Annotated in this window: 20 protein-coding genes and 2 pseudogenes; 14 read left to right on the forward strand and 8 right to left on the reverse strand. The window is 65.5% G+C overall.

Annotated elements, in window-relative coordinates; genetic code table 11:
• The 6 genes and pseudogenes from htpG to Q0C59_RS10340 form a co-directional block, all read left to right on the forward strand.
• On the forward strand, nucleotides 1-1,197 hold a 1,197-nt coding region (gene htpG, locus Q0C59_RS10315; RefSeq protein WP_291214873.1), incomplete at its 5' end, for a molecular chaperone HtpG.
• Nucleotides 1,198-1,311: 114 nt separating this feature from the next.
• Nucleotides 1,312-2,742 carry a class I SAM-dependent methyltransferase gene (locus Q0C59_RS10320; RefSeq protein ID WP_291214876.1) on the forward strand — a complete coding sequence of 477 codons (1,431 nt, stop codon included), beginning with the start codon at nucleotides 1,312-1,314 and terminating at the stop codon, nucleotides 2,740-2,742.
• Complete coding sequence (locus tag Q0C59_RS10325) at nucleotides 2,735-4,060, forward strand: sensor histidine kinase (protein ID WP_291214879.1); 1,326 nt, start codon at nucleotides 2,735-2,737, stop codon at nucleotides 4,058-4,060. The genes Q0C59_RS10320 and Q0C59_RS10325 overlap by 8 nt, the downstream gene beginning before the upstream one ends.
• On the forward strand, nucleotides 4,057-5,265 hold the full coding sequence (locus tag Q0C59_RS10330) for a hybrid sensor histidine kinase/response regulator (RefSeq protein WP_291214882.1): 1,209 nt from the start codon (nucleotides 4,057-4,059) through the stop codon (nucleotides 5,263-5,265). Before Q0C59_RS10325 ends, Q0C59_RS10330 begins: the two co-directional genes overlap by 4 nt.
• Nucleotides 5,262-6,218 carry a response regulator gene (locus tag Q0C59_RS10335; RefSeq protein WP_291214885.1) on the forward strand — a complete coding sequence of 319 codons (957 nt, stop codon included), beginning with the start codon at nucleotides 5,262-5,264 and terminating at the stop codon, nucleotides 6,216-6,218. The genes Q0C59_RS10330 and Q0C59_RS10335 overlap by 4 nt, the downstream gene beginning before the upstream one ends.
• A 94-nt stretch (nucleotides 6,219-6,312) precedes the next feature.
• Nucleotides 6,313-6,645, forward strand: a pseudogene (locus Q0C59_RS10340) (hypothetical protein); the annotation flags it as partial.
• 88 nt (nucleotides 6,646-6,733) lie between these two features.
• On the opposite strand, the gene Q0C59_RS10345 reads toward Q0C59_RS10340, so the two are convergent.
• The 5 genes from Q0C59_RS10345 to Q0C59_RS10365 form a co-directional block, all read right to left on the reverse strand.
• Nucleotides 6,734-7,162: an organic hydroperoxide resistance protein gene (locus Q0C59_RS10345; protein ID WP_291214888.1), complete on the reverse strand. Its 429-nt coding sequence runs from the start codon at nucleotides 7,160-7,162 to the stop codon at nucleotides 6,734-6,736.
• Nucleotides 7,163-7,228: 66 nt separating this feature from the next.
• Complete coding sequence (locus Q0C59_RS10350; RefSeq protein WP_291214891.1) at nucleotides 7,229-7,681, reverse strand: MarR family winged helix-turn-helix transcriptional regulator; 453 nt, start codon at nucleotides 7,679-7,681, stop codon at nucleotides 7,229-7,231.
• A gap of 122 nt (nucleotides 7,682-7,803) precedes the next feature.
• Nucleotides 7,804-8,595: a PEP-CTERM sorting domain-containing protein gene (locus Q0C59_RS10355; protein ID WP_291214894.1), complete on the reverse strand. Its 792-nt coding sequence runs from the start codon at nucleotides 8,593-8,595 to the stop codon at nucleotides 7,804-7,806.
• A 228-nt stretch (nucleotides 8,596-8,823) separates the two neighbouring features.
• Nucleotides 8,824-9,582: a PEP-CTERM sorting domain-containing protein gene (locus Q0C59_RS10360; RefSeq protein ID WP_291214897.1), complete on the reverse strand. Its 759-nt coding sequence runs from the start codon at nucleotides 9,580-9,582 to the stop codon at nucleotides 8,824-8,826.
• Nucleotides 9,583-9,807: 225 nt separating this feature from the next.
• Nucleotides 9,808-10,848: a serine/threonine protein kinase gene (locus tag Q0C59_RS10365; protein WP_291214900.1), complete on the reverse strand. Its 1,041-nt coding sequence runs from the start codon at nucleotides 10,846-10,848 to the stop codon at nucleotides 9,808-9,810.
• Between the two features lie 57 nt (nucleotides 10,849-10,905).
• Here Q0C59_RS10365 and Q0C59_RS10370 point away from each other — a divergent pair, with 57 nt between their 5' ends.
• From Q0C59_RS10370 to Q0C59_RS10385, 4 genes are all read left to right on the forward strand, one after another.
• Nucleotides 10,906-11,817 (forward strand): SAM-dependent methyltransferase, encoded by a 912-nt coding sequence (locus tag Q0C59_RS10370; protein ID WP_291214903.1) that lies wholly within the window; start codon nucleotides 10,906-10,908, stop codon nucleotides 11,815-11,817.
• A gap of 147 nt (nucleotides 11,818-11,964) precedes the next feature.
• On the forward strand, nucleotides 11,965-13,152 hold the full coding sequence (locus Q0C59_RS10375) for a cation:proton antiporter (protein WP_291214905.1): 1,188 nt from the start codon (nucleotides 11,965-11,967) through the stop codon (nucleotides 13,150-13,152).
• Nucleotides 13,153-13,155: 3 nt separating this feature from the next.
• Nucleotides 13,156-14,280: a YbdK family carboxylate-amine ligase gene (locus tag Q0C59_RS10380; RefSeq protein ID WP_291214908.1), complete on the forward strand. Its 1,125-nt coding sequence runs from the start codon at nucleotides 13,156-13,158 to the stop codon at nucleotides 14,278-14,280.
• 163 nt (nucleotides 14,281-14,443) lie between these two features.
• Nucleotides 14,444-14,698, forward strand: a complete 255-nt coding sequence (locus Q0C59_RS10385; RefSeq protein WP_291214911.1) for a hypothetical protein — start codon at nucleotides 14,444-14,446, stop codon at nucleotides 14,696-14,698.
• A gap of 90 nt (nucleotides 14,699-14,788) precedes the next feature.
• Here Q0C59_RS10385 and Q0C59_RS10390 read toward each other — a convergent pair whose 3' ends face one another.
• Nucleotides 14,789-15,619 (reverse strand): ABC transporter permease, encoded by an 831-nt coding sequence (locus tag Q0C59_RS10390; RefSeq protein ID WP_291214914.1) that lies wholly within the window; start codon nucleotides 15,617-15,619, stop codon nucleotides 14,789-14,791.
• A gap of 3 nt (nucleotides 15,620-15,622) precedes the next feature.
• Nucleotides 15,623-16,558 carry an ATP-binding cassette domain-containing protein gene (locus Q0C59_RS10395; RefSeq protein ID WP_291214917.1) on the reverse strand — a complete coding sequence of 312 codons (936 nt, stop codon included), beginning with the start codon at nucleotides 16,556-16,558 and terminating at the stop codon, nucleotides 15,623-15,625.
• Between the two features lie 96 nt (nucleotides 16,559-16,654).
• Here Q0C59_RS10395 and asd point away from each other — a divergent pair, with 96 nt between their 5' ends.
• Nucleotides 16,655-17,506 carry an archaetidylserine decarboxylase gene (gene asd, locus Q0C59_RS10400; RefSeq protein WP_291214920.1) on the forward strand — a complete coding sequence of 284 codons (852 nt, stop codon included), beginning with the start codon at nucleotides 16,655-16,657 and terminating at the stop codon, nucleotides 17,504-17,506.
• A 25-nt stretch (nucleotides 17,507-17,531) separates the two neighbouring features.
• The gene (purT, locus tag Q0C59_RS10405) at nucleotides 17,532-18,734 is read left to right on the forward strand and encodes a formate-dependent phosphoribosylglycinamide formyltransferase (RefSeq protein WP_291214922.1); all 1,203 of its coding nucleotides are present in this window, start codon (nucleotides 17,532-17,534) and stop codon (nucleotides 18,732-18,734) included.
• A 10-nt stretch (nucleotides 18,735-18,744) separates the two neighbouring features.
• On the opposite strand, the gene Q0C59_RS10410 is transcribed toward purT, so the two are convergent.
• A complete protein-coding gene (locus Q0C59_RS10410; protein ID WP_291214925.1) occupies nucleotides 18,745-19,512 on the reverse strand; it encodes an ABC transporter ATP-binding protein in 768 nt (255 codons plus the stop codon).
• A gap of 169 nt (nucleotides 19,513-19,681) precedes the next feature.
• On the opposite strand from Q0C59_RS10410, the gene Q0C59_RS10415 reads away from it, so the two are divergent.
• A complete protein-coding gene (locus Q0C59_RS10415; RefSeq protein ID WP_291214927.1) occupies nucleotides 19,682-20,224 on the forward strand; it encodes a DUF3455 domain-containing protein in 543 nt (180 codons plus the stop codon).
• Between the two features lie 47 nt (nucleotides 20,225-20,271).
• Nucleotides 20,272-20,403 (forward strand): annotated as a pseudogene (locus Q0C59_RS10420) (RNA polymerase subunit sigma); the annotation flags it as partial.
• Between the last annotated feature and the right edge of the window lie 81 nt (nucleotides 20,404-20,484).

Raw genomic sequence — 20,484 nt, forward strand, 5'->3', positions numbered from 1 at the left:
AAGCTCGACGAGTGGGAAGCGGTGAACTCGGCCAACGCGCTCTGGGCGCGCAGCAAGAAAGACATCAGCGACGAGCAGTACGCCGAGTTCTACAAGAACCTGAGCTACGACACCCAGGCGCCGCTGGCCTGGAGCCACAACCGCGTGGAAGGCAGCACCGAATACACGCAGCTGCTTTTCATTCCGGCCAAGGCGCCGCAAGACCTCTGGAACCGCGACCGCAAGGCCGGCATCAAGCTGTATGTGAAGCGCGTCTTCATCATGGACGAGGCCGAGGCGCTGATGCCCGCCTACCTGCGCTGGGTCAAGGGCGTGGTGGATTCGGCCGATCTGCCGCTCAACGTGAGCCGCGAGCTGCTGCAGGAAAGCCGCGACGTGAAGGCCATCCGCGAAGGCAACACGCGCCGCGTGCTGGCCCTGCTGGACGAGATGAGCAAGGACGTGGAGAAGTACACCGGCTTCTACGCCGAGTTCGGCGCGGTGCTCAAGGAAGGCCTGGGCGAAGATTTCGCCAACCGCGACAAGCTGGCCAAACTGCTGCGTTTTGCCAGCACCGCCGGTACCGAGCTGACCTCGCTCGCCGACTACAAGGCACGCATGAAGGAAGGCCAGGCCACGATCTACTTCATCACCGCCGACAACCTGGCTGCTGCAAAGAACAGCCCGCAGCTGGAGGTGTTCCGCAAAAAGGGCATCGAGGTGCTCCTGATGACCGACCGCGTGGACGAGTGGGCACTGAGTTTCCTCACCGAGTTCGAGGGCACGCCGCTGCAAAGCGTGGCCAAGGGCGCGGTGGACCTGGGGAGCCTGCAGGACGAAGACGAGAAGAAGGCCGCCGAGGCCGCAGCTGAGGTGTTCAAGCCCGCGCTGGAGCGCCTGAAGGAAAGCCTGAAGGACAAGGCGAAGGACGTTCGCGTGACCTCGCGCCTGGTGGATTCACCGGCTTGCCTGGTGGTCGAAGACGGTGACCTGTCCACCCAGCTGGCCCGCATGCTCAAGCAGGCCGGCCAGCCGGCGCCCGACGTGAAACCCATCCTGGAGGTGAACGCCGAGCACCCATTGGTGAAGAAGCTGGAGAGCAGCGAACACTTCGACGATCTGGCGCACATCTTGTTTGACCAGGCGCTGCTGGCTGAGGGCGGTTTGCCGGACGATCCGGCCGCGTATGTCAAGCGTGTGAATTCGCTGCTGTTGTGATAGGCGGACTGCGGCGCTGAAGGGCCCGCGGCGGGTGACTACACTGTGCCCCGGGGGGTTCTTCCAGGGACAGTGCATTGCAACTGATCCTCAACACAGTCAACCGGTCCTACCGTGTACCTTCAGCGCCCATTCGATCATGTCGTCACTTTCCGCAACAGCCAGGGCGAGAGCGCCCGCGGGACCCTGACCAGCCTGCAGCGCCGCTCTCTGGTGATGGAGATCTACAACCCGTACTCCATCGTCCAGGTCAGCGAAGTTCTCAACGAGCTGACCATCCGCTCGGGCGACCGCATCATCTACAAGGGCAAGGCGGTGGTGGTGAGCCTGCTGAACACCGGGCTGATGGCGGTGGTGTCGGTGGCGCTGATTGACGAGTGGTCCGACCTCAACGCCATCCGAGGTGATGTGCGCCAGGTGCGCGACGAGGCGGCGCGGTTTGTGTCCGACTGGGAGTCGCGCTTCAAGATCAAGCAGAGCTACCAGGTCACGATCAGCGAGTTCCGGGCTTTCCTGTCGGACACCGCGCGCTGGATCGACCAGGCCGACATGGTCGATTCACTCCCTCGCGATGGGAGCGGTCGCCTGACCGACGACGTGTTCAACGCCATCGCCGAGCCGCTGATGGTCAAGGGCAAGGAATTTCTCGTGCGGCTGGAAGACGAGGCCTCGCAACTGCCGGCCGAAGACTCCTTGCTGCACCGTGCCTACGCACAGACCGCGCTGCACCCGTTGTTGCTGCGTGCACCGTTTGTTTACCGCACCTTCGCCAAGCCGCTGGGCTACGCCGGCGACTACGAGATGGTCAACCAGATCCTGGGCGATCCGCGCCAGGGCAGCACCACCTACATCCAGCTGGTCAACGCGATGTTCCTGAAGGCGGCCGTGGCTGTGGCGCACCGCAACCGCATCGACATCCTGGTGGACTTCCTGAAAAAGGCGGCGGAGAACGCGGCTGCGCAGGACCGTGTCGTGCGGGTGCTCAACGTGGGCTGCGGGCCCGGCGTGGAAATCCAGAAGCTCATTGCCACCGGTGTCGACCTGTCGCGCCTGAAGTTCACCCTGATCGACTTCAGCCTGGAGACGCTGCGGTACACGCAGCAGAAGATCGAAGAGGCCGCCGCCAAACACGGGGTGAAGGTCGACGTGAGCTATGTGCAGGAGTCGGTGCACGAACTGCTCAAGCGCGCCACGCGCGACACCGCGCCACTGGACGGCGAGGGCTTCGACACCATTTACTGCGCCGGGCTGTTCGACTATTTGTCGGACAAGGTGTGCTCGCGCCTGATCCGCTACTTCATGTCGCGCAGCAATCCCGGCGCGCACCTGCTGGTGACCAACGTGCATTCCGACAACCCGGAGCGTTTCGGCATGGAGCACCTGCTGGAGTGGCACCTGATCTACCGCGACGAAGCCCAGATGCGCCTGGTGCTGGAAGAGGTGGATGCACCGGTCACGCTCTACACCGACCCCACGGGCGTGAACATCTTTGCCGAGCTGGTGGTCAACGCACGCCTGAAAGCCATGGCGCTTGAAAATGGTTAGCCGCCCGAGTTCGCCCTACGAGCAGCAGCTCTCGGACTTCCGGCTCACTTACAGCAAAGCCGGCAGCATCACCTCCATCGTGCTGGTGCTGGCCGGGTTTGGTCTCGACTATTTTTCGTACCCGGACCGCCTGCTGGAGTTTTCGCTGCTGCGGGTGTTGGTGGCGGTGCTCACGCTGGGGGTGTTCTTTGTGCTGTTCACGCCCTTCGGGCGCAAACATGTGCGCTCGCTCACGATGCTGTGGCTGCTGCTGCCGCAGATCATGATCGCCTTCATGATCTTCGAGACCGATGGTGCACAGTCGATCTACTTCGTGGGTCTGCACCTGGCGCTGTACGCGGTCGGCATCATATTGCCCATCACCTTTTTCGAGGGAATCGGCTTTGGTGTGCTCACCTTGGGCCTGTACGTGGCGGCCTGCGTGCTGCACGGCGATCGCAGCGACGACTCCTCGCGGCTGGTCACGAACTCCTTGTTCATCCTGTTCTCTGCCGCCGCCAGCGCGGTGTGCACCTGGTTCAACGAGAAGGCCCGTATCCGGCTGTTCTCTCTGCAGCACGAGGTGTCCGAGAAGAACGCTTCGCTGCGCGAAATCAACACCCAACTGGCGGAGGTCAAGGGCCAGCTCATCCAGCGCGAGAAGATGGCCGCCATCGGCACGCTGTCGGCCGGTCTGCTGCACGAGCTCAACAACCCGGTGAACTACAGCCTGATGGCCATCGACATGGGCCTGACCTGCCCCGGGGTGGAGGGCGACGCCATGCTCAAGGAGAGCCTGGGCGATGCGCGCGAGGGCATGCAGCGCATCCAGAACATCGTCTCCGACCTCAAGACCTTCGCCTACCAGAAGCCCGGGCAGGACGCGCAGCGCCCTTTTTTGCTGGGCAATGCGCTGCGCTCTGCCTTGCGACTGGCCGGCTACGAGCTCAAGGGCATCGACGTGCCGGTGGAGCTGCCGCAAGACACCCATGTGCTGGGCGACGAGCCCGCCATCATCGGTGTGCTGATCAACCTGCTGAGCAACGCCGCCCACGCCCTGCAGGCCGCCAAACGGGAGCAGCCGCGCATTGCCGTGACCGTGGTGCCGCGCGGGCAGCGTTTGTTTGTGTCGGTGCGCGACAACGGCACCGGCATCGCACCCGAGAACCTCGGGCGTGTGTTCGAGCCCTTCTTCACCACGCGCGACGTGGGCGCCGGCCTCGGGCTGGGCCTGAGCGTGAGCTACGGCATCGTGCAGCGCCACGGCGGCACGCTCGCGGTGGAGAGCGAGCTGGGCGCCTGGACCGAATTCACCTTTGACTTGCCGAGGCCCGCATGAACGCTGACGACACCGGTGCAGCGCGAGGCCTCTGGGGTCCGCACGCCATCCTGATGGTCGATGACGAGCCGCAGGCCTGCAAATGGTTTGCCCGCCTCTACGGCAACGAATTCACCGTGTTGACGGCCGCCAGCGTGGACGAGGCGCTGGCGTTGTTGGGTGAGCGCGGTCACGAGGTGGCCGTGCTGCTGACCGACTTTGCCATGCCCGGGCGCGACGGTGTTGCGCTGCTGGGCGAGGTGCGGCGGCTGTATCCCCATGTGGCGCGGCTGCTGGTGTCGGCCTACGCCGACAAGGACGTGGCCATGTCGGCCGTCAACCAGGGCCAGGTCGAAAAGATCCTGGAGAAGCCGCTGGACGACGCGCTCACCCGCCAGGCGCTGCGCGAAGCGCTGACCACCAGCGTGCGCCGCACGCGCGACCAGTCGCTGATCGCGCGGCGCGAGTCGGCCCTGCGCGAGACGCTGGGCTTTCTGGCGCACGAGGTCACCTCCCCCCTGGCCACCGTGCGTGGTTACCTCTCGGCCATGCGCGAAAACCACCGCGACCAACCCGAGGCCAACGGCGGCATGGCCTACATCGCCCAGCAGAAGCCAGGCGATGTGCTGTTCATGATCGAAGCCGCGCAGCGGCGCGCCGAATACGCGCAGTCGCTGGTGTCCACTTTCGTGCAGACTGCGCGCGACGCCAGCCTGGGCGACACCTCCGCCAGCCTGCGCGCCAGCGAACTCGTGCGTGCGGTGCAGAGCGAGTATCCCTTTGACGCTGGCGAGTCCGGCTGGCTGTCGGTCGAGCTGGAGCCCGATTTCACGCTGCCCGGGCGGCGCGATCTGCTCTACCTGGTGCTGTGCACGCTGGTGAAGAACGCGCTCATGGCCCTGCGTGCGGAACGCCCTTCGCAACCCCGGGTGCACGTTGGCCTGCAGCGCGTGACCATGGTGCCCGGCCTGAGTCCACAGCCGGCCGTGCGCGTGATCGACAATGGCCCCGGCATTGCGCCCGAGGTGTTGCAGCGCCTCACGCGCGAGCCCGTGACCACCCGCGCCGAGAGCGGCGGCAGCGGCATGGGGCTGCTGTTCTGCCAACGCGTGATGACCACCCTGGGCGGCGAGATCGCCGTGCACTCCATCCAGGGCCAGGGCACCACCGTGACCCTCTATTTCCCTCCGTCGCCAGACGACACACCGGTCGAGGAGACCCGATGACACCCGCGAAGATTCTGTATGTGGACGACGAGGCCATGGCGCTGAAGTACTTCGAGCGCCTGGTCAGCCCGCTGGCCCCGGTGCTCACCGCGGGATCGGTGGAAGAAGGCCGCGCCGTGCTGCTGGCCCACGGTGCCGACGTGGCCGTGCTGGTGTGCGATCAGCGCATGCCCGGCGAACGCGGCAACGAGTTGCTGCGCCACGCCCGCGAGTACTACCCGGGCATCGTGCGCATGTTGACCACGGCCTATTCGGAGTTGGGCGACGCGATCGAGGCCATCAACACCGGCGAGATCTACCGCTACATCAACAAGCCCTGGGAGCTGGAGAGCCTGCGCGCCGATCTGAAAAACGCGCTGGAACTGGCGGCACTGCGCAGCGAACGCGACGGCCTGATGCGCGACAAGCTGCTGGCCCAGCAGAGCCGGCTGCTGGCCAACCGGCTGTCTGCCTTGCTGATGGTGGGCTCCGCGGTGCACGTGGGCGCACACGACCAGGCCCTCCACCGATTCGCCGAGGCGGCGCGTGCGGTGGGCGGGGCCGAACCGCAGGTGGACTGGCACCGCTGGGACCACGCCGACCTGCTGCAGGCCGAAGCCTTGCGGGGCGCGTCCATCGCGGCGCAGTTGCGCGAGGCGGTGCAGGCACTGGGCCCGCGCGTGGACCCGGCCGCTGCCCTGCAGGCGTTGGCGCGCTCGGTGGGTGGTGAGGTGAGTGGCGACGGGGTGCTGGTGGCCGACGCCGCGGTGTTCACCGCCTTGCTCGTGTCGCCGGCCGGCCAGGCACCCACGGCGGCGCAATGTGCGTGGCTGGCCTGGCTGCTCTGGCAGGACGGCCAGGCCCGCGTGACACCCGCACAAGGCGGCTGGCTGGTGCGGCCGGCAGCGCCGGAAGCCTTGCGCACCGACTGGCTGGCCGACGCCATGGAGCGGCTGGGCAAAGACCCGGCCTGAGACCGTCTGCCGGAGCGCTGGAACCATGGCCGCTGAAAAAAGTCACTCTGACCGGGCTTGGCGTGCGCCGGGCCCCGAACCTGTCGGGAATTTCATGAACATCTTTGCGCGCTCTGATCGAAAGCCCCTTGTGCCCACCGTCCGCCTGGCCGCGCTGCTCTGCTCGGGCGCACTGCTCGGTGGCTGCGCGGTGGGCGTGGGGGTCGGCATTCCGGTCGGCCCGTTCTCCATCGGCGTGGGGCTGGGTTCGGGCGGCGTGAGTGCCGGCGTCAGCACCGGTGTGGGCCCGGTGGGCGTGGGTGTGGGTGTGAACCAGCGCGGTGCGGTGAGCGCCGGTGCGGGCGTGGGCACCAGCACCGCGATCGGCAACAGCAACGCGCGGGTTGGTGTGGGTGTAGGCACCAGCACCACCATCTACGACCCGGACCACAACCACCGTTGAGCGTCGCCGCAACCCTCAAAGAAAAGCCCGTCCGGCGTGAGCCGGACGGGCTTTTTGCTGCGCAAGCCGAGGCTTACACCAGCGTGATCGTCACGTTGATGTTGCCGCGGGTGGCGTTGGAGTACGGGCACACCTGGTGCGCGGTGTCCACCAGGTCCTGGGCCACGGCCCGGTCCATGCCGGGCAGGCTCACGTTCAGGCGGGCGGCAATGCCGAAACCGGCCGGGATCGGGCCAATGTCCACTTCAGCATCGATCGACGCATCGGCGGGCACCGCCACTTTTTTCATGCTGGCCACGTGTTTCATGGCGCCCATGAAACAAGCGGAGTAACCGGCGGCGAACAGCTGCTCGGGATTGGTGGCAGCGCCCGAACCGCCCATGGCTTTGGGTGGCGAGAGCTTGACGTCGAGCATGCCGTCGTCCGAACGTGATGTGCCTTCGCGGCCACCGGTGGTGTGGGCGCGGGCGGTGTAGACGACTTTGTCGAGGTTGGTGGGCATGAAGGCTCCTGGTTGGGTTGCTTGCAACAAGCGGGTTGTGAAAGGGGTGGGTGAAGCGGTGTGTGGTCAGGCCATGAGCCGGTCGCGCAAGGCCTGCACCTGTTGTGTGAGCGCCATCGCTTCGGACACCTTGCATTGCGAAGCGTCGAGCACACAGCCCGGAATGCGGGCCGCGCGGGCCTTGAGCTTGCGACCCGCTGTGGTGAGGCGGATCAGCACGCGGCGCTCATCCTCCACATCGCGCAGGCGTGTCACCAACTCGGCCGATTCCAGGCGCTTGAGCAGCGGTGTGAGGGTGCCGGAATCAAGGTGCAGCCGCTGACCCAGATCGGACACGGCGAGGCCGTCTTCTTCCCACAAGGCGAGCATGGCGAGGTACTGCGGGTAGGTCAGGCCGATCTCTTCGAGCAAGGGCTTGTAGAGCTTGGTCATGGCCAGCGAGGCCGAATACAGCGCAAAGCACAACTGGTGGTCAAGCTGCAGGGCTTGATCGGAAGAAGGAAGTGGGCGAGAGGTCATGGCTGTATTGTTGTGAGCAATTTAATTGCGTGCAATTCAAATGAACAAAGACAGTCCCCGTTGTGGGGACTTTGATGCTGACCCTGCAGGGCCGTTTGGTGACCCTGCCGGGCTGCGAAGTGTCAGGCCAGCGAGCGTTGGCGGCGGCGGCTCAGACCCAGGCCCGCCAAGGCGATGCCCAGCAGTGCCAGCACGCCGGGTTCAGGGACTTCGTTGCCGGGTTCTTCGGGCTCTTCAGGCTCTTCAGGTTCCTCGGGTACTTCGTCCAGGGGCAACCAGGTCAGCAGATCCTGACGCGAGTTGCCGCCGGGCTTGTCCTTGAGCACGACCAGGTTGGTGGCGAAGAGGGTGCCGTCAAGGGCATCGAGCCAGCTTTGCGCCAGATCGCGCGTGTCGCCGCTGGAGGCGCGGAAATCGCCCCTGGCCGACAGGTCGCGGTCCGTCTCACCATAGGCGAGCTCCCACAGCGCGAGCTGGAAGGCCGAGGCGGTGAGGTTGCTGTTGACGCTGCCGAAGAAGCGCCCCCAGAGTTCGGCAATGGCGCCGCTCACGGTGCCGTAGCCCGCCTCGGCCAGGGTGCGCACCGTGTAGGGGTTGTCGAACGAGCTCAGCGGCACATCGGGCTCCAGGCAGAAGGCCAGGAACTGGGTCCAGCTGGCGCCGACCGCGCCGCTCACATGCCGGTAGTCGAGCACATGCAGGCCGGTGCGCACGTCTTGCGTGCTGCCGTTGTCAAGCCGGTATTCAACGACGGTCGAAAGCCCGTTGCTGTCACCGGCAACCGGGGTAGGGGTCCAAGGGGAGCCGTTCTGGTCGCTCACGTTGACTTGATCGCCCAGAACCAGCGGCGCGGCGCTCGCGGCCCCCGTGCCGAAGGCCAGGGCCAGCGACAGAACCAAAGGGGAGAGTTTCATGATGTGTGTGGTCCAAAGAGTTAATGACGTTCTGATTTAGCACGATGCATGCCAACCAAAGACCACAAACAAGATCAACAACTTGGAACCATTGAACTATTCTCGATGGCGAATGTGTAAGTAAAACCGACGCGTTTGCAGCAAGTCGCGGCGAGTTGGCGCGCGCCCATGAAAAAACCCGCCGGATGGCGGGTTTCGGTCAGCGCAATGCGCGGGGGCGAAGTCGTTTCAGGCGGCTTGCGCTGCACCCGACTGGCGACGCCGCGCCAGACCCATGCCCGCCAGGCCGATGCCGAGCAGGGCCAGCATGGCGGGCTCGGGCACGTCGTTGACGGGACCTTGGGTCAGCAGGTCCTGGTTGTCGATGTTGGAGCGAGGGTTGTCTGTCAGCACCACCAGACCTTGAGCCTTCGGGCCTGATCCGTTCAGGCTGGTCAGCCATTCCTGAGCTTGGGTTTTCACGCCACCATTGGTGACGAGTTGGAAGACCCCGGTGTCCAGGTTCTTGTCGGTCGCGCCGAACGCCAGCTCCCACAAAGCCACCTGGAACGCGGCGGCGGTGACATCGCTGGTGACCGAACTGAAGTAGCGACCCCAGAGTTCGCTGATGGCATCGCTCGCAGTGCTGTAGCCATCAGAGACCGAATTCACGGTGTAGGGGTTGTCGAACTGGTTGTTCGTGGTCAGGAAGACATCGGGCTCCAGGCAGAAGCTCAGGAACTGCGTCCAGCTGGTGCCCACGGCGGGGGTGACATGTTTGTGGTCGAGCACAAACAGGCCAGCCGAGGCATGGCTGGTTGTGGTGGATCCGTTCAGTTTGAAGGCCACGTTGGTGAAGAGACCGTCGCTGTAGGTGCTCGGGGTGAAGACAGTCCCCGTTTGGTTGGAGACTTGCACTGTGTCACCCAGAACGAGGGGCGCAGCGTGGACCTGGGTGAGCGCGCCCAAGGTGAGGGCGAAGGCAGCAGCAAAGTTCGTGAATTTCATGGGGTGTACCGGAATAGGTGAATGGTCTACATGTAACCAAAAGCACAATCTGAGCCACATAGGCTCACGGAGTGAAAAGACCTCGTCTTTTCCTGCTTTCAGGTTCCAGGTGTCATGGCACCGTGATGAAACGCACGCGTTTTGACGGCCGGAACGCAGCCTCGACCGGGCGACTGGCGCCGTCAGGAACGACGCTGTCAAGAATTCCGACGGTGCGTCCAGCCCTCAGGCCATCAGCGGCGCTGCCTGCATCTCTTCGATCTGCTCCACCAGCATGTCCACCTGCCCTTGCCAGTAATCCCGGGTGCCGAACCAGGGAAAGTTGATCGGGAAGGCCGGGTCGTCCCAGCGGCGGGCCACCCAGGCGCTGTAGTGGATCAGCCGCAGCGTGCGCAGTGGCTCGATCAGCGCGAGTTCGCGCCGGTCAAACGCGCGGAACTGTTCGTAGCCGTCGACCAGCGCGCCGAGTTGCTGCGTCTGCTGCCGGCGGTCGCCGCTGAGCAGCATCCAGAGGTCCTGCACGGCCGGGCCGGTGCGCGCGTCGTCCAGGTCCACAAAATGCGGGCCGGCGCCGGGCTGGCCCTCGGGCGTCCAGAGGATGTTGCCGGGGTGGCAGTCCCCGTGCAGGCGGATGAGGCGAATGCCGTCCTCTTCCGCAGGCGCACCGGCTTTCAGCACGGGGTGGGCCTCGATCAGGGTCAGTGCTTCGGCCAGAGCGGCCGACCAGGCGGTGCGCACCTCGGGCGCCACGGCGGCGTGTTCCATCAGCCAGTCGCGTGGTTCGTGCGCGAAGCCAGCGGCGTTCAGCGCCGGGCGCACCTGGAATGGCTGGGTGGCACCGACCGTGTGGATGCGCGCCAGAAAACGGCCGATCCACTCCAGCACCTCGAAGTTGTCGAGCTCGGGGCGGCGTCCCCCGCGCCGCGGGCTCACCGCGAACGTGAAGCCGCCGAAGTGGTGCAGTGTTTCGCCCTGCACCCGCAGCGGTGGCACCGCCGGGATTTCGGCGGCCACCAGTTCTTCGGCAAAGGCATGTTCTTCGGCAATCTGCGCATCGCTCCAGCGCCCGGGGCGGTAGAACTTGGCGACCACCTGGTCCACGCCTTCCAGGGGCGACTCCAGGTGGATCTGGTACACGCGGTTCTCGAAGCTGTTGAGGGCGGCCATCCTCCCGTCGCCCCACAGGCCGATGCTGGCCAGCGCGTCCTGCACCACGTCGGGGGTGAGGGCGCTGTAGGGATGGGTGCTGGGGTGGTCGGATGTCATGGGCCATTGTCACCGTTGCTGATCTTTGTACCGGGTGCACACACCTATCATCGGCACATGGCCAAACACAAACCGTCGCCCCGCCCGGCCTCCACGCTGCAGGAGCAACTGCCCGAGCTGCGCGAAGGCCAGTCGGTGGCCTTGCTGCAGGAGCTGCACATCCTCACCCGCGAGGGCAAGCTCAACCAGGACACGCGGCGCAAACTCAAACAGGTCTACCACCTGGTGCAGTTCATCGAGCCGTTGCTGGCAGAGGTGCTGGCCACCCGCGGTGACGTGACCCTGGCCGATCACGGCGCGGGCAAGTCCTATCTGGGCTTCATCCTGTACGACCTGTTCTTCAAGTCCAAAGGCGTTGGCCGCGTGATCGGCGTGGAGACCCGCGCCGAGCTGGTGGAGAAGTCGCGCGCACTGGCGAACAAGTTGGGCTTCGAACGCATGGACTTTCTGGCGACGACCGTGCAGGAAGCGCTCACACACCCGGGCTTGCCTGCGCGCATCGACGTGGTCACCGCGCTGCACGCCTGCGACACCGCCACCGACGATGCCATTGCGTTTGGCCTGGCCAAACACGCCAGCCACATGGTGCTGGTGCCGTGCTGCCAGGCCGAGGTGGCTGGTGTGCTGCGCCAGCACAAGGCGCTGAGCCTGTCGCGTTCCCCGCTGGCCGAACTCTGGCGACACCCGCTGCACACGCGCGAGTTCGGCAGCCAGATCACCAATGTGCTGCGATGCCTGCAGCTCGAAGCCAGTGGCTACAGCGTGACCGTGACCGAGCTGGTGGGCTGGGAGCACTCCATGAAAAACGAGCTGATCCTCGCCCGTAGAATGGCCGACGACCGACACGGGGCTCGCGAGCGGGCCGGCCAACGGTTGACGCAAGTGCTCGATGAGCTGGGACTGCCGGAACTCAAGCAGCGTTTTGCTGTCGATCAGGTCGATTCAAATTCGTCCCCGATGACGATGTGATTGTTCGCGGCGGCCCTCCGGGTCGCCTGTTTGCCATCTTCCCGGTGTACAAGTCAGCGCCACGCTGATGCCGGTTTGCCTGGTGGTTCCGAGGTGCCTCGCACCCGGGAGCGCCATTCCACAGACCCCATCCTGGAGAGCCTGCCCATGGTCACCGATTTCGCTTTTTTGCTGCAGTCCATCGCCTGGCCTCTGGTGCTGCTGCTGGCCTGGTTTCTGGCCGAGATACTGTTCGAACGCTGGCACATTCCGCGCGTCACCAGTTACGTGGCCGTTGGCCTGATCGGTGGCCTGATCAACCTGCCAGGCCTCACCACCGATGTGCCGGGCTTGCCATTTCTGGCCAACGTGGCGCTGTCGCTGGTGCTGTTCGAGCTCGGCTACCGCATCAACCTGCGGTGGTTCCGCCACAACCCGTGGATGCTGGCGCTGGGTGTGGTGGAGTCTTTCGTCACTTTTGGTCTCATCTACTGGGTGAGTGGCTGGTTTGACCTGCCAGTGGATCACCGGCTCATCATCGCGGCGCTCTCGATCTCCGCCTCACCCGCCGGTGTGGTGCGCGTGGCCAACGAGCTGCGCAGCGCGGGCCAGGTGACCGAGCGCGTGCTGCACCTGTGTGCCATCAACTGCATCCTGTCGGTGGTGGCGCTCAAGCTGGTGGTGGGCTACTGGTACCTCAGCACCTCGGGCGACCTGGTGCTCGCGGCCTTCGGCAGCATGTACGTGGTGGCGACCTCGGTGGCCATCGGCGCCTTGCTGGGTGTGGCGGTGCCGTGGCTGCTGCGCCAGCGCAGCACGAACGAGCGTGGCGTCACCGTGGTGTTTGCGCTGGCCGTGCTGCTGCTCACCACCGCCGCCTACGGCCTCAAGCTGTCGCCGCTGCTGGCGGCGCTTTCCTTCGGCATCGTGGCGCGTGAGCGGCGCGTGCACCTCACCAACGCGCAGCGCGATTTCGGCACGGCGGGCGACATGGCCTCGGTCTTCCTGTTCGTCTACATCGCCTCGCTGCTGAACTGGGCCGATGTGGGCGCCGGCATGTTGATGGGGCTCTTGCTCATTGCGGTGCGCACGGCCTCCAAGGTGGGCTGCAACCTGGTGGCTGCGCGCCTGTCGGGCATCACCGAGCGCAAGGGCCTGCTCACCGGCCTGGCGCTCACACCCATGTCGGCGTTTGCGATTCTGCTGCTGGAGCAGACGCGCCTGTACGGCTTTGCACCGGCGGTGGCGGTGCTCTCTGCCATGGCCGGAATGATGGTGGTGCAGGAACTGCTCGGACCAGTGGTCACACAGCGTGCGCTGATGACTGCCCATGAAACCCACGTCACGAAGGAATAAGCCATGCCGTTGGAAGTTTTCAAATCGTCCGATTCGCTGACCATGGGCGTGGAGCTGGAACTGCAGCTCGTCAACACCTACGACCTCGATCTCTCCAGCAGCGCCAATGACCTGCTGGAGTTGCTCAAGCGCAAGCCGTTTCCGGGGGTGGTCACGCCCGAGATGACGCAAAGCATGATCGAGATCGCCACCGACATCCAGCGCGAACACGGCCCGCTGTTGGCCCAGCTGCAGCAGATCCGCGACACGCTGGTGAAGGCGGGTGACCGGCTCAACATCGAGATCGCCGGTGGCGGCACGCACCCGTTCCAGCGCTGGTTCGAGCAGCGCATCTTCTCCAAGCCGCGCTTCCAGGAGCTCTCGGGTCTCTACGGGTATCTGGCCAAGCAGTTCACCGTGTTCGGGCAACACGTGCACATCGGCTGCTCCAACGCCGACGAGGCGCTGTTCCTGCTGCACTCGCTCAACCGCTACGTGCCGCACTTCATTGCGCTGTCAGCCTCGTCGCCGTTCTCGCAGGGTGTTGACACGCTGTTCGACTCGGCTCGCCTGAACTCGGTGTTCGCGTTTCCACTCAGCGGCCGCGCGCCCTTCACGCTGAGCTGGGACGAGTTCGCCAACGTGTATTTCACCAAGATGGAGAGCACCGGGGTGGTCAAGTCGATGAAGGACTTTTACTGGGACATCCGGCCCAAGCCCGAGTACGGCACCATCGAGCTGCGTGTGTGCGACACGCCGCTCACGGTGGAGCGCGCCGCGGGTCTGGCGTGTTACCTGCAGGCGCTGTGTCGGCACTTGCTGGAGCGCACCGAGCTGCCGCCCGAAGAAGACGATTACCTCGTCTACACCTACAACCGGTTTCAGGCCTGCCGCTTCGGGCTGGACGGCATGATGGTCAATCCGAAAACGCGCGAGCAGATCAGCATCCGCGAAGACATCCTGGCCACGCTGCGCAGAACAGCACCGCACGGGCAGGCGCTGAACTCGATGGCCGCACTGGACGAGATCGAACGCACCGCAGCGCGGGCAGGGAACCACGCCACTTTCCTGCGCAACCAGTACAAGGAGTCGGGCAGCGTGCAGTCGGTGGTGCGCGCCAGCGTGGAAGCGCTGCGCAGCGGACCGTGACTTTGTTCACGCCGGGCGTGTAGGTGTCCCGGACGCCCTGTCAGGCAACTTCTTACAGCGGGAATGGGGCTGCGCCGACTTAACGGCTCGAAGGGTGGCGAATACAGTTTGTTTCATCGACACCCGATTTGAAACATCCACCGCATTCCCCCAGGAGCCCACCATGTCCACCACGTCCAGCCGCCTCAACCCCTTCGTCCTGATGCTCGATCCGGAAGCCGTGATTCACGCCATGGAGACCAGCGCCAACCTGCGCGGCCTGCGCCAGCGCATCTGCCGCCCGCTGGACAAGCCCCTGATCCCCAAGATCTTCGACGCCGCCCGCGACTTCGACGCCGTGATCGAAGCCGAAGAGTTCATGGACACCGGTGCCGAGCTGTACGTGGACGCACAGCCCGCGCTGCAGACGGTTCATTGAAGGCAAGGCCGCAGCGCCGGGCCGCCCCAAGCCAGGCCAGCCCCCTCGGGGGGCAGCGACCCGCGAAGCGGCGGAGCGTGGGGGCATCGGTTATTTCGCAAAGCGCTTGCGAGTCAAAGCAAGGGCGATCCAGAACGCTGCCACGGTGTAGACCAGCAGCACACCCGCATGCAGCCAGGGCTGCGCAGGCCACTGGTCCATGAAAAGAGGCCGCACCAGTTCCACCGCGTTGGTCAGTGGCAGCCAGTCGGAAATGTGGCGCACCACCACCGGCAACTGCTCCCGAGGAAAGAAGACGCCCGACAGGAACATCATCGGCGTCAGGAACAGCGTGAAGTAGTAGGTGAAAAAGTCGTAGCCCTGGGCCAGGGCGTTGAACACCAGGGCGATGCACGAAAACGTGATGCCCACCCCCAGCAGCACCGGCCAGGCCAGCAGCAGCTTGGGTGAATGGCTGATGCCCAGCGCGAGCATCACGAGCATGATGGCCGTCACTGAAAACAGGGCCTTGAAACCGGCCCACAACATTTCCGCCATCACCACATCGTCCAGGCTCACCGGCGCGTTCATGATGCCGTCCCAGGTTTTCTGCACGTGCATGCGCGAGAACGCCGAGTACAGCGCCTCGAAGCTGGCCGCGTTCATCGCGCTCATGCAGATGCTGCCACTGGCGAGAAACAGGATGTAGGGCACGGCCACGCTGCCTTGCGGCGTGTTGACGCTCACCTGCCCGACCAGCGCCCCCATGCCGTAGCCAAACGCCACCAGCCACATCAGCGGCTCGGCGATGTTGCCCACCAGGCTGGGAATGGCGAGCTTCTTCCAGACCAGCAGGTTGCGCAGGAAGACGGGCCACCAGCGCATGGACAGGCGAGGTGGCGCAAAGTGCGATGGAGCGGCTGCAACAGTGGTGGTGTTCATGGTCTAGCCATCTTCTCGAATTTGTCGGCCGGTGAGTTTGAGGAACAGGTCCTCCAGATTCGCTGGCCGGTGCAGCGTGCGCAGCTGCGGATGTGCACCCAGCGCCGCCAGCAGCGGCATGGCCTGCGCGGTGTAGAAAAACACCGTCTCACCGCTCACCTCCACGCGGGCGGCCAGCGCGCGCACGGCGGCGTGTTCTTCGGCCTGGGCCAGCGCCAGTGCGCCCTGGCCGTACACCTCCACCACATCGGGCTCCAGGTGCTGCGCGATCAGCTCCCGGGGTTTTCCTTCGGCGATCTTGCGGCCGTGGTCCAGCACCAGCAGGCGCGAGCACAGGCGTTCGGCTTCGTCCATGAAGTGGGTGGTCAGCAAGATGCTCTTGCCTTGCTGCAACAGCATCTGCAAGCGCTCCCACATGAGGTGGCGGGCCTGCGGATCCAGGCCGGTGGTGGGCTCGTCGAGCATCAGCAGCTTCGGGTCGTTGACCAGCGCACGCGCCAGCGACAGGCGCCGTTTCATGCCACCCGACAGTTCACCCGGCTTGGCTTGCGCCTTGTGCGCGAGCGCGGCGAATTCGAGCAGCTGCGGGATGCGCGCACGCACCTGGGCCGCCGGCAAACCAAAATAGCGGCCGTACACCAGCAGGTTCTCGGCGCAGTCGAAATCGGGGTCCAGCGTGTCCATCTGGCTCACCACGCCGAGCTGCGCCTTGATGGCCAACGCGTCGCGCGGCATGTCCAGGCCAAAGGCGGTGATGGTGCCGGCGTCGGGTGCGGTCAAGCCCAGGCACATGCGGATGGTGGTGGTCTTGCCGGCGCCGTTGGGCCCGATCACGCCCAGGCATTCACCGGGCTGTATCGAGAAACTCAGGTCGTTCACCACCGTGCTGTCGCCGTAGCGTTTCACGAGGTGGTGGCATTCAAACAGGGCTTGCGTCATGGTGCGGCATTGTGCCCCTGTGGCCAGGGGCCACCGGGGTCGGCCCCTACAATGCGGGGCTGCCCGTCAGGGTCTTGTCTTCACTGCCTCATCCCCATGTCCTTCGCCGTTTCCCTGCAATACCTGTTCCCGAAACGTGCGCTCACCGAATTCGGCGGCTGGGTGGCCAACGGCCGCTGGGGCGCCATCACGCAGTGGATCATCCGTCGCTTCATCCGCAAGTACGGCGTGAACATGGCCGAGGCCGCGAACCCGGACCCCACGGCGTACGGCAACTTCAACGAATTCTTCACCCGCGCCCTGAAGCCCGGCGCGCGTCCGCTGGCCGACGCCACGTTTGTGTGCCCGGTGGACGGCGCCATCAGCCAGTTCGGTGCAATCGCGCGCGACCAGATCTACCAGGCCAAGGGGCACACCTACAGCACGCGCGCGCTGGTGGGCGGCGACGCCGAGCTGGCGGGCCTTTTCGACCACGGCTCGTTCGCCACCATCTACCTCAGCCCCAAGGACTACCACCGCATCCACATGCCGGCCGGCGGCCGCCTGCGCCAGATGATCCACGTGCCGGGCGACCTGTTCTCGGTGAACCCGGCCACGGCGCAGGGCGTCCCCGGCCTGTTCGCGCGCAACGAGCGCGTGGTGTGTGTGTTTGACCTGCAGGTGGGCGAGACCACCGTGCCGTTTGTGCAGGTGCTCGTGGGCGCCACCATCGTGGGCAGCATGGCCACCACCTGGCACGGCGTGGTGAACCCGCCGCGCCCGGGCGAAGTGCGCACCTGGCGCTACGACGATGCGCCGGTGGTGTTCCAGCGCGGTGACGAGATGGGCCGCTTTTTGCTCGGCTCCACCGTGGTGCTGCTCTGGCCGCGCGACACCGTCACCTTCAACCCCGACTGGGCGCCCGGCAACACCGTGCGCCTGGGCGAGGCCATGGGCAACGCCCTCTGAATTCCTTGTCTTCCGGAGTTACCCCATGACCACGCTCGGCACACCGCTGTCTCCTTCGGCCACCAAGGTCATGCTGCTCGGCTCCGGCGAGCTCGGCAAGGAGGTGCTGATTGCATTGCAGCGCCTGGGCGTGGAAACCATTGCGGTCGACCGCTACGAGAACGCGCCGGGCCAGCAGGTGGCGCACCACGCGCGCACCATCACCATGAGCGATCCGGCGCAACTCAAGGCGCTGATCGAGGCCGAGCGCCCGCACCTGGTGGTGCCCGAAATCGAGGCCATTGCCACGCCGATGCTGCAGGAACTGGAAGCCGCCGGCGTGGTGCGTGTGATCCCCACCGCGCGCGCCGCGCGCCTGACCATGGACCGCGAAGGCATTCGCCGCCTGGCTGCCGAGACGCTGGGCTTGCCGACCAGTCCGTACCAGTTCTGCGATTCGCTGGATGAGTTGCAGGCTGCGATTGACGGGGGGATCGGCTACCCCTGCATCGTCAAACCGGTGATGAGCAGCAGCGGCAAGGGCCAGAGCAAGATCGACGGTCCGGCCGACGTGCAAAAGGCCTGGGACTACGCGATGTCGGGCGGGCGTGTCGGCCCGGGCCGCATCATCGTGGAAGGTTTCATCGACTTCGATTACGAGATCACCCAGCTCACGGTGCGCGCGCTGGACGCCGACGGGCAGATCGAAACCCACTTCTGCGACCCCATCGGCCATGTGCAGGTGAGCGGCGACTATGTGGAGAGCTGGCAGCCGCACCCCATGACGCCCGCCGCACTGGCCGAGTCGCGTCGCGTGGCCAAGGCCGTGACCGACGACCTCGGCGGCCAGGGGCTCTACGGCGTGGAGCTGTTCGTGAAAGGTGACCTGGTGTGGTTCAGCGAGGTGAGCCCGCGCCCGCACGACACCGGCATGGTGACCATGATCACGCAGTGGCAGAACGAGTTTGAACTGCACGCGCGCGCCATCCTCGGCCTGCCGGTGAGCACCGTGCTCAAGAGCCCAGGCGCCAGTGCCGTCATTTACGGTGGCATGGACGCCACCGGCATCGCGTTCGACGGGGTGGACGACGCCCTGCGTGTGCCGCAAACCGAGGTGCGCCTGTTCGGCAAGCCCGAGAGTTTCACCAAGCGCCGCATGGGCGTGGCGCTGGCGTTTGACGCCGACGTGGAAACGGCGCGCACGCGCGCCAAGCAGGCCGCCGCGCTGGTGAAGCCGCGCGCCGCCTGACGCATCGATCTCAGTGCAGGGCGCTGGCCGCTGCGCGGCTGATGTCCTGTTCCACCTCGCCGCCGTTGAGCGATACCGTGCGCTGAGCCCAGTGGCCGGCGCTGGCCCGCTGGGTGACCAGCACCACCGTGATCAGGTGCTCGGTGTTGAGTTTGCGCAGCAGGCTGCCGATGTCGGCGCACAAGGGCTGGTCCGAAGGCCGGCTTGCGTTGTCCACCAACAGCACGCTCGGATTGCAGACCAGGGCCCGGGCGATCGCGGCCTTGCCCTGCTGTGAACCGTCGAGGTCGTCGGGCATTTTGTGACCCTGGTCTTCCAGACCCACCACCGCCAGCGCCCGCATGGCGGCCGACTGGCAGCGTTCTGCCGACAAGCCCCGGTACATCAAGGGCAGTGCCACGTTGCCCTGCAACGAGGTGCTGCGCAGCAGGTTGAACGCTTGCGGCACGAAGCCGAAAAAACGCCTTCGCAACCACAGGCGCTGCTCGGTCGAGAGCGATTGTTCCTGAACACCCTGGAAGCTGTAGCCGCCGCTGGTGGGCGCTTCCAGCAAGCCCAGCATCTTCATCAGGGCCGACTTGCCCGAGCCACTGGGCCCCACGATCGCCGCGAATTCACCCCTGTGGATGTCCAGGTCCACCGAGCGCAGCGCTTCGCGGGGGCTGCTGCCCTTGTCGTACAGCTTGCTGGCGCCAGTCAGACGCATGAGCGGAGGCGACACCGGGCGCCGGCTGGTGGGCGTGTGATGGATGTCCGGGATCTGGATGTCGAGTTGCATGGAACAGAGCTTATGCAGAGCCTTGCAGTCACACCGTTCGGAGCCGTACGCATGCGCGTAAAGTTTTTTTTCGGGTCGGGTGCATCCAGATGCCGTTCTCGGGCGTAGTGGTAGCAGTGGCGTTGAATTTGCGCTGCTGCCCACAAACCACCTTCGAGGAGTTTTCCCCATGATGATCAAATCCACCCTGGCCGCTGCGGCCGCCCTTGCCCTGACCGCCTGCGCCACCGGCCCCGCGCCCATGATGTATTCGCAGGCCATGCTGCCCGCCTCGGTGCAGGTGCCCATGGGCCACAAAGTGGTCATGGAAACCGTGGGCGCTGGCGACATCACCTACGAATGCCGCGCCAAGGCCAACATGGCCGGCCAGTTCGAATGGGTGTTCGTCGGTCCCGACGCCAAGCTGATGGACCGTTCGGGCAAACAGGTCGGCAAGTACTACGGCCCACCCGCGACCTGGGAAAGCATGGACGGCTCGAAGTTCACCGGCACGCAAGTGGCTGTGGCCCCGGCCGCCGCCGGCAACATCCCGCTGCAACTGGTCAAGGCCAACCCCGCCATGGGCACTGGTGTCATGACCGGTGTGACCTATGTGCAGCGCGTCGCCACCGTGGGTGGTGTGGCCCCGGCCATGCCTTGCGGCGCCGCCAACATGGGCAGCAAGCAGATCGTGAAGTACCAATCCGACTACATCTTCTACAAGGCTGTGTGATGCCCGCGGGCCGGCGTCCGATCGATCCGCTGGTCTGACCGCCGCCCGTGCCCTCCAGCGATCCCACGCCTTTCGATCACAACGCCGCGCTGGCAGCCTGCGCGCGCGGCGAACAGGGTGCCCTGCGGCGCCTTTACGAACGCGAGCACCGTTTCCTGATGGGTGTGGCCCTGCGCATTGAGTGCGGTGCGGGCCAGTGCCCGCACCGTGTCGGTGGACGAAGAAGTTCTGGACCCTGTGCAGGACGCCGAACCCCAGGC

Source organism: Hydrogenophaga sp., from assembly GCF_022844385.1.
In the GTDB taxonomy this organism is placed as follows: domain Bacteria; phylum Pseudomonadota; class Gammaproteobacteria; order Burkholderiales; family Burkholderiaceae_C; genus Hydrogenophaga.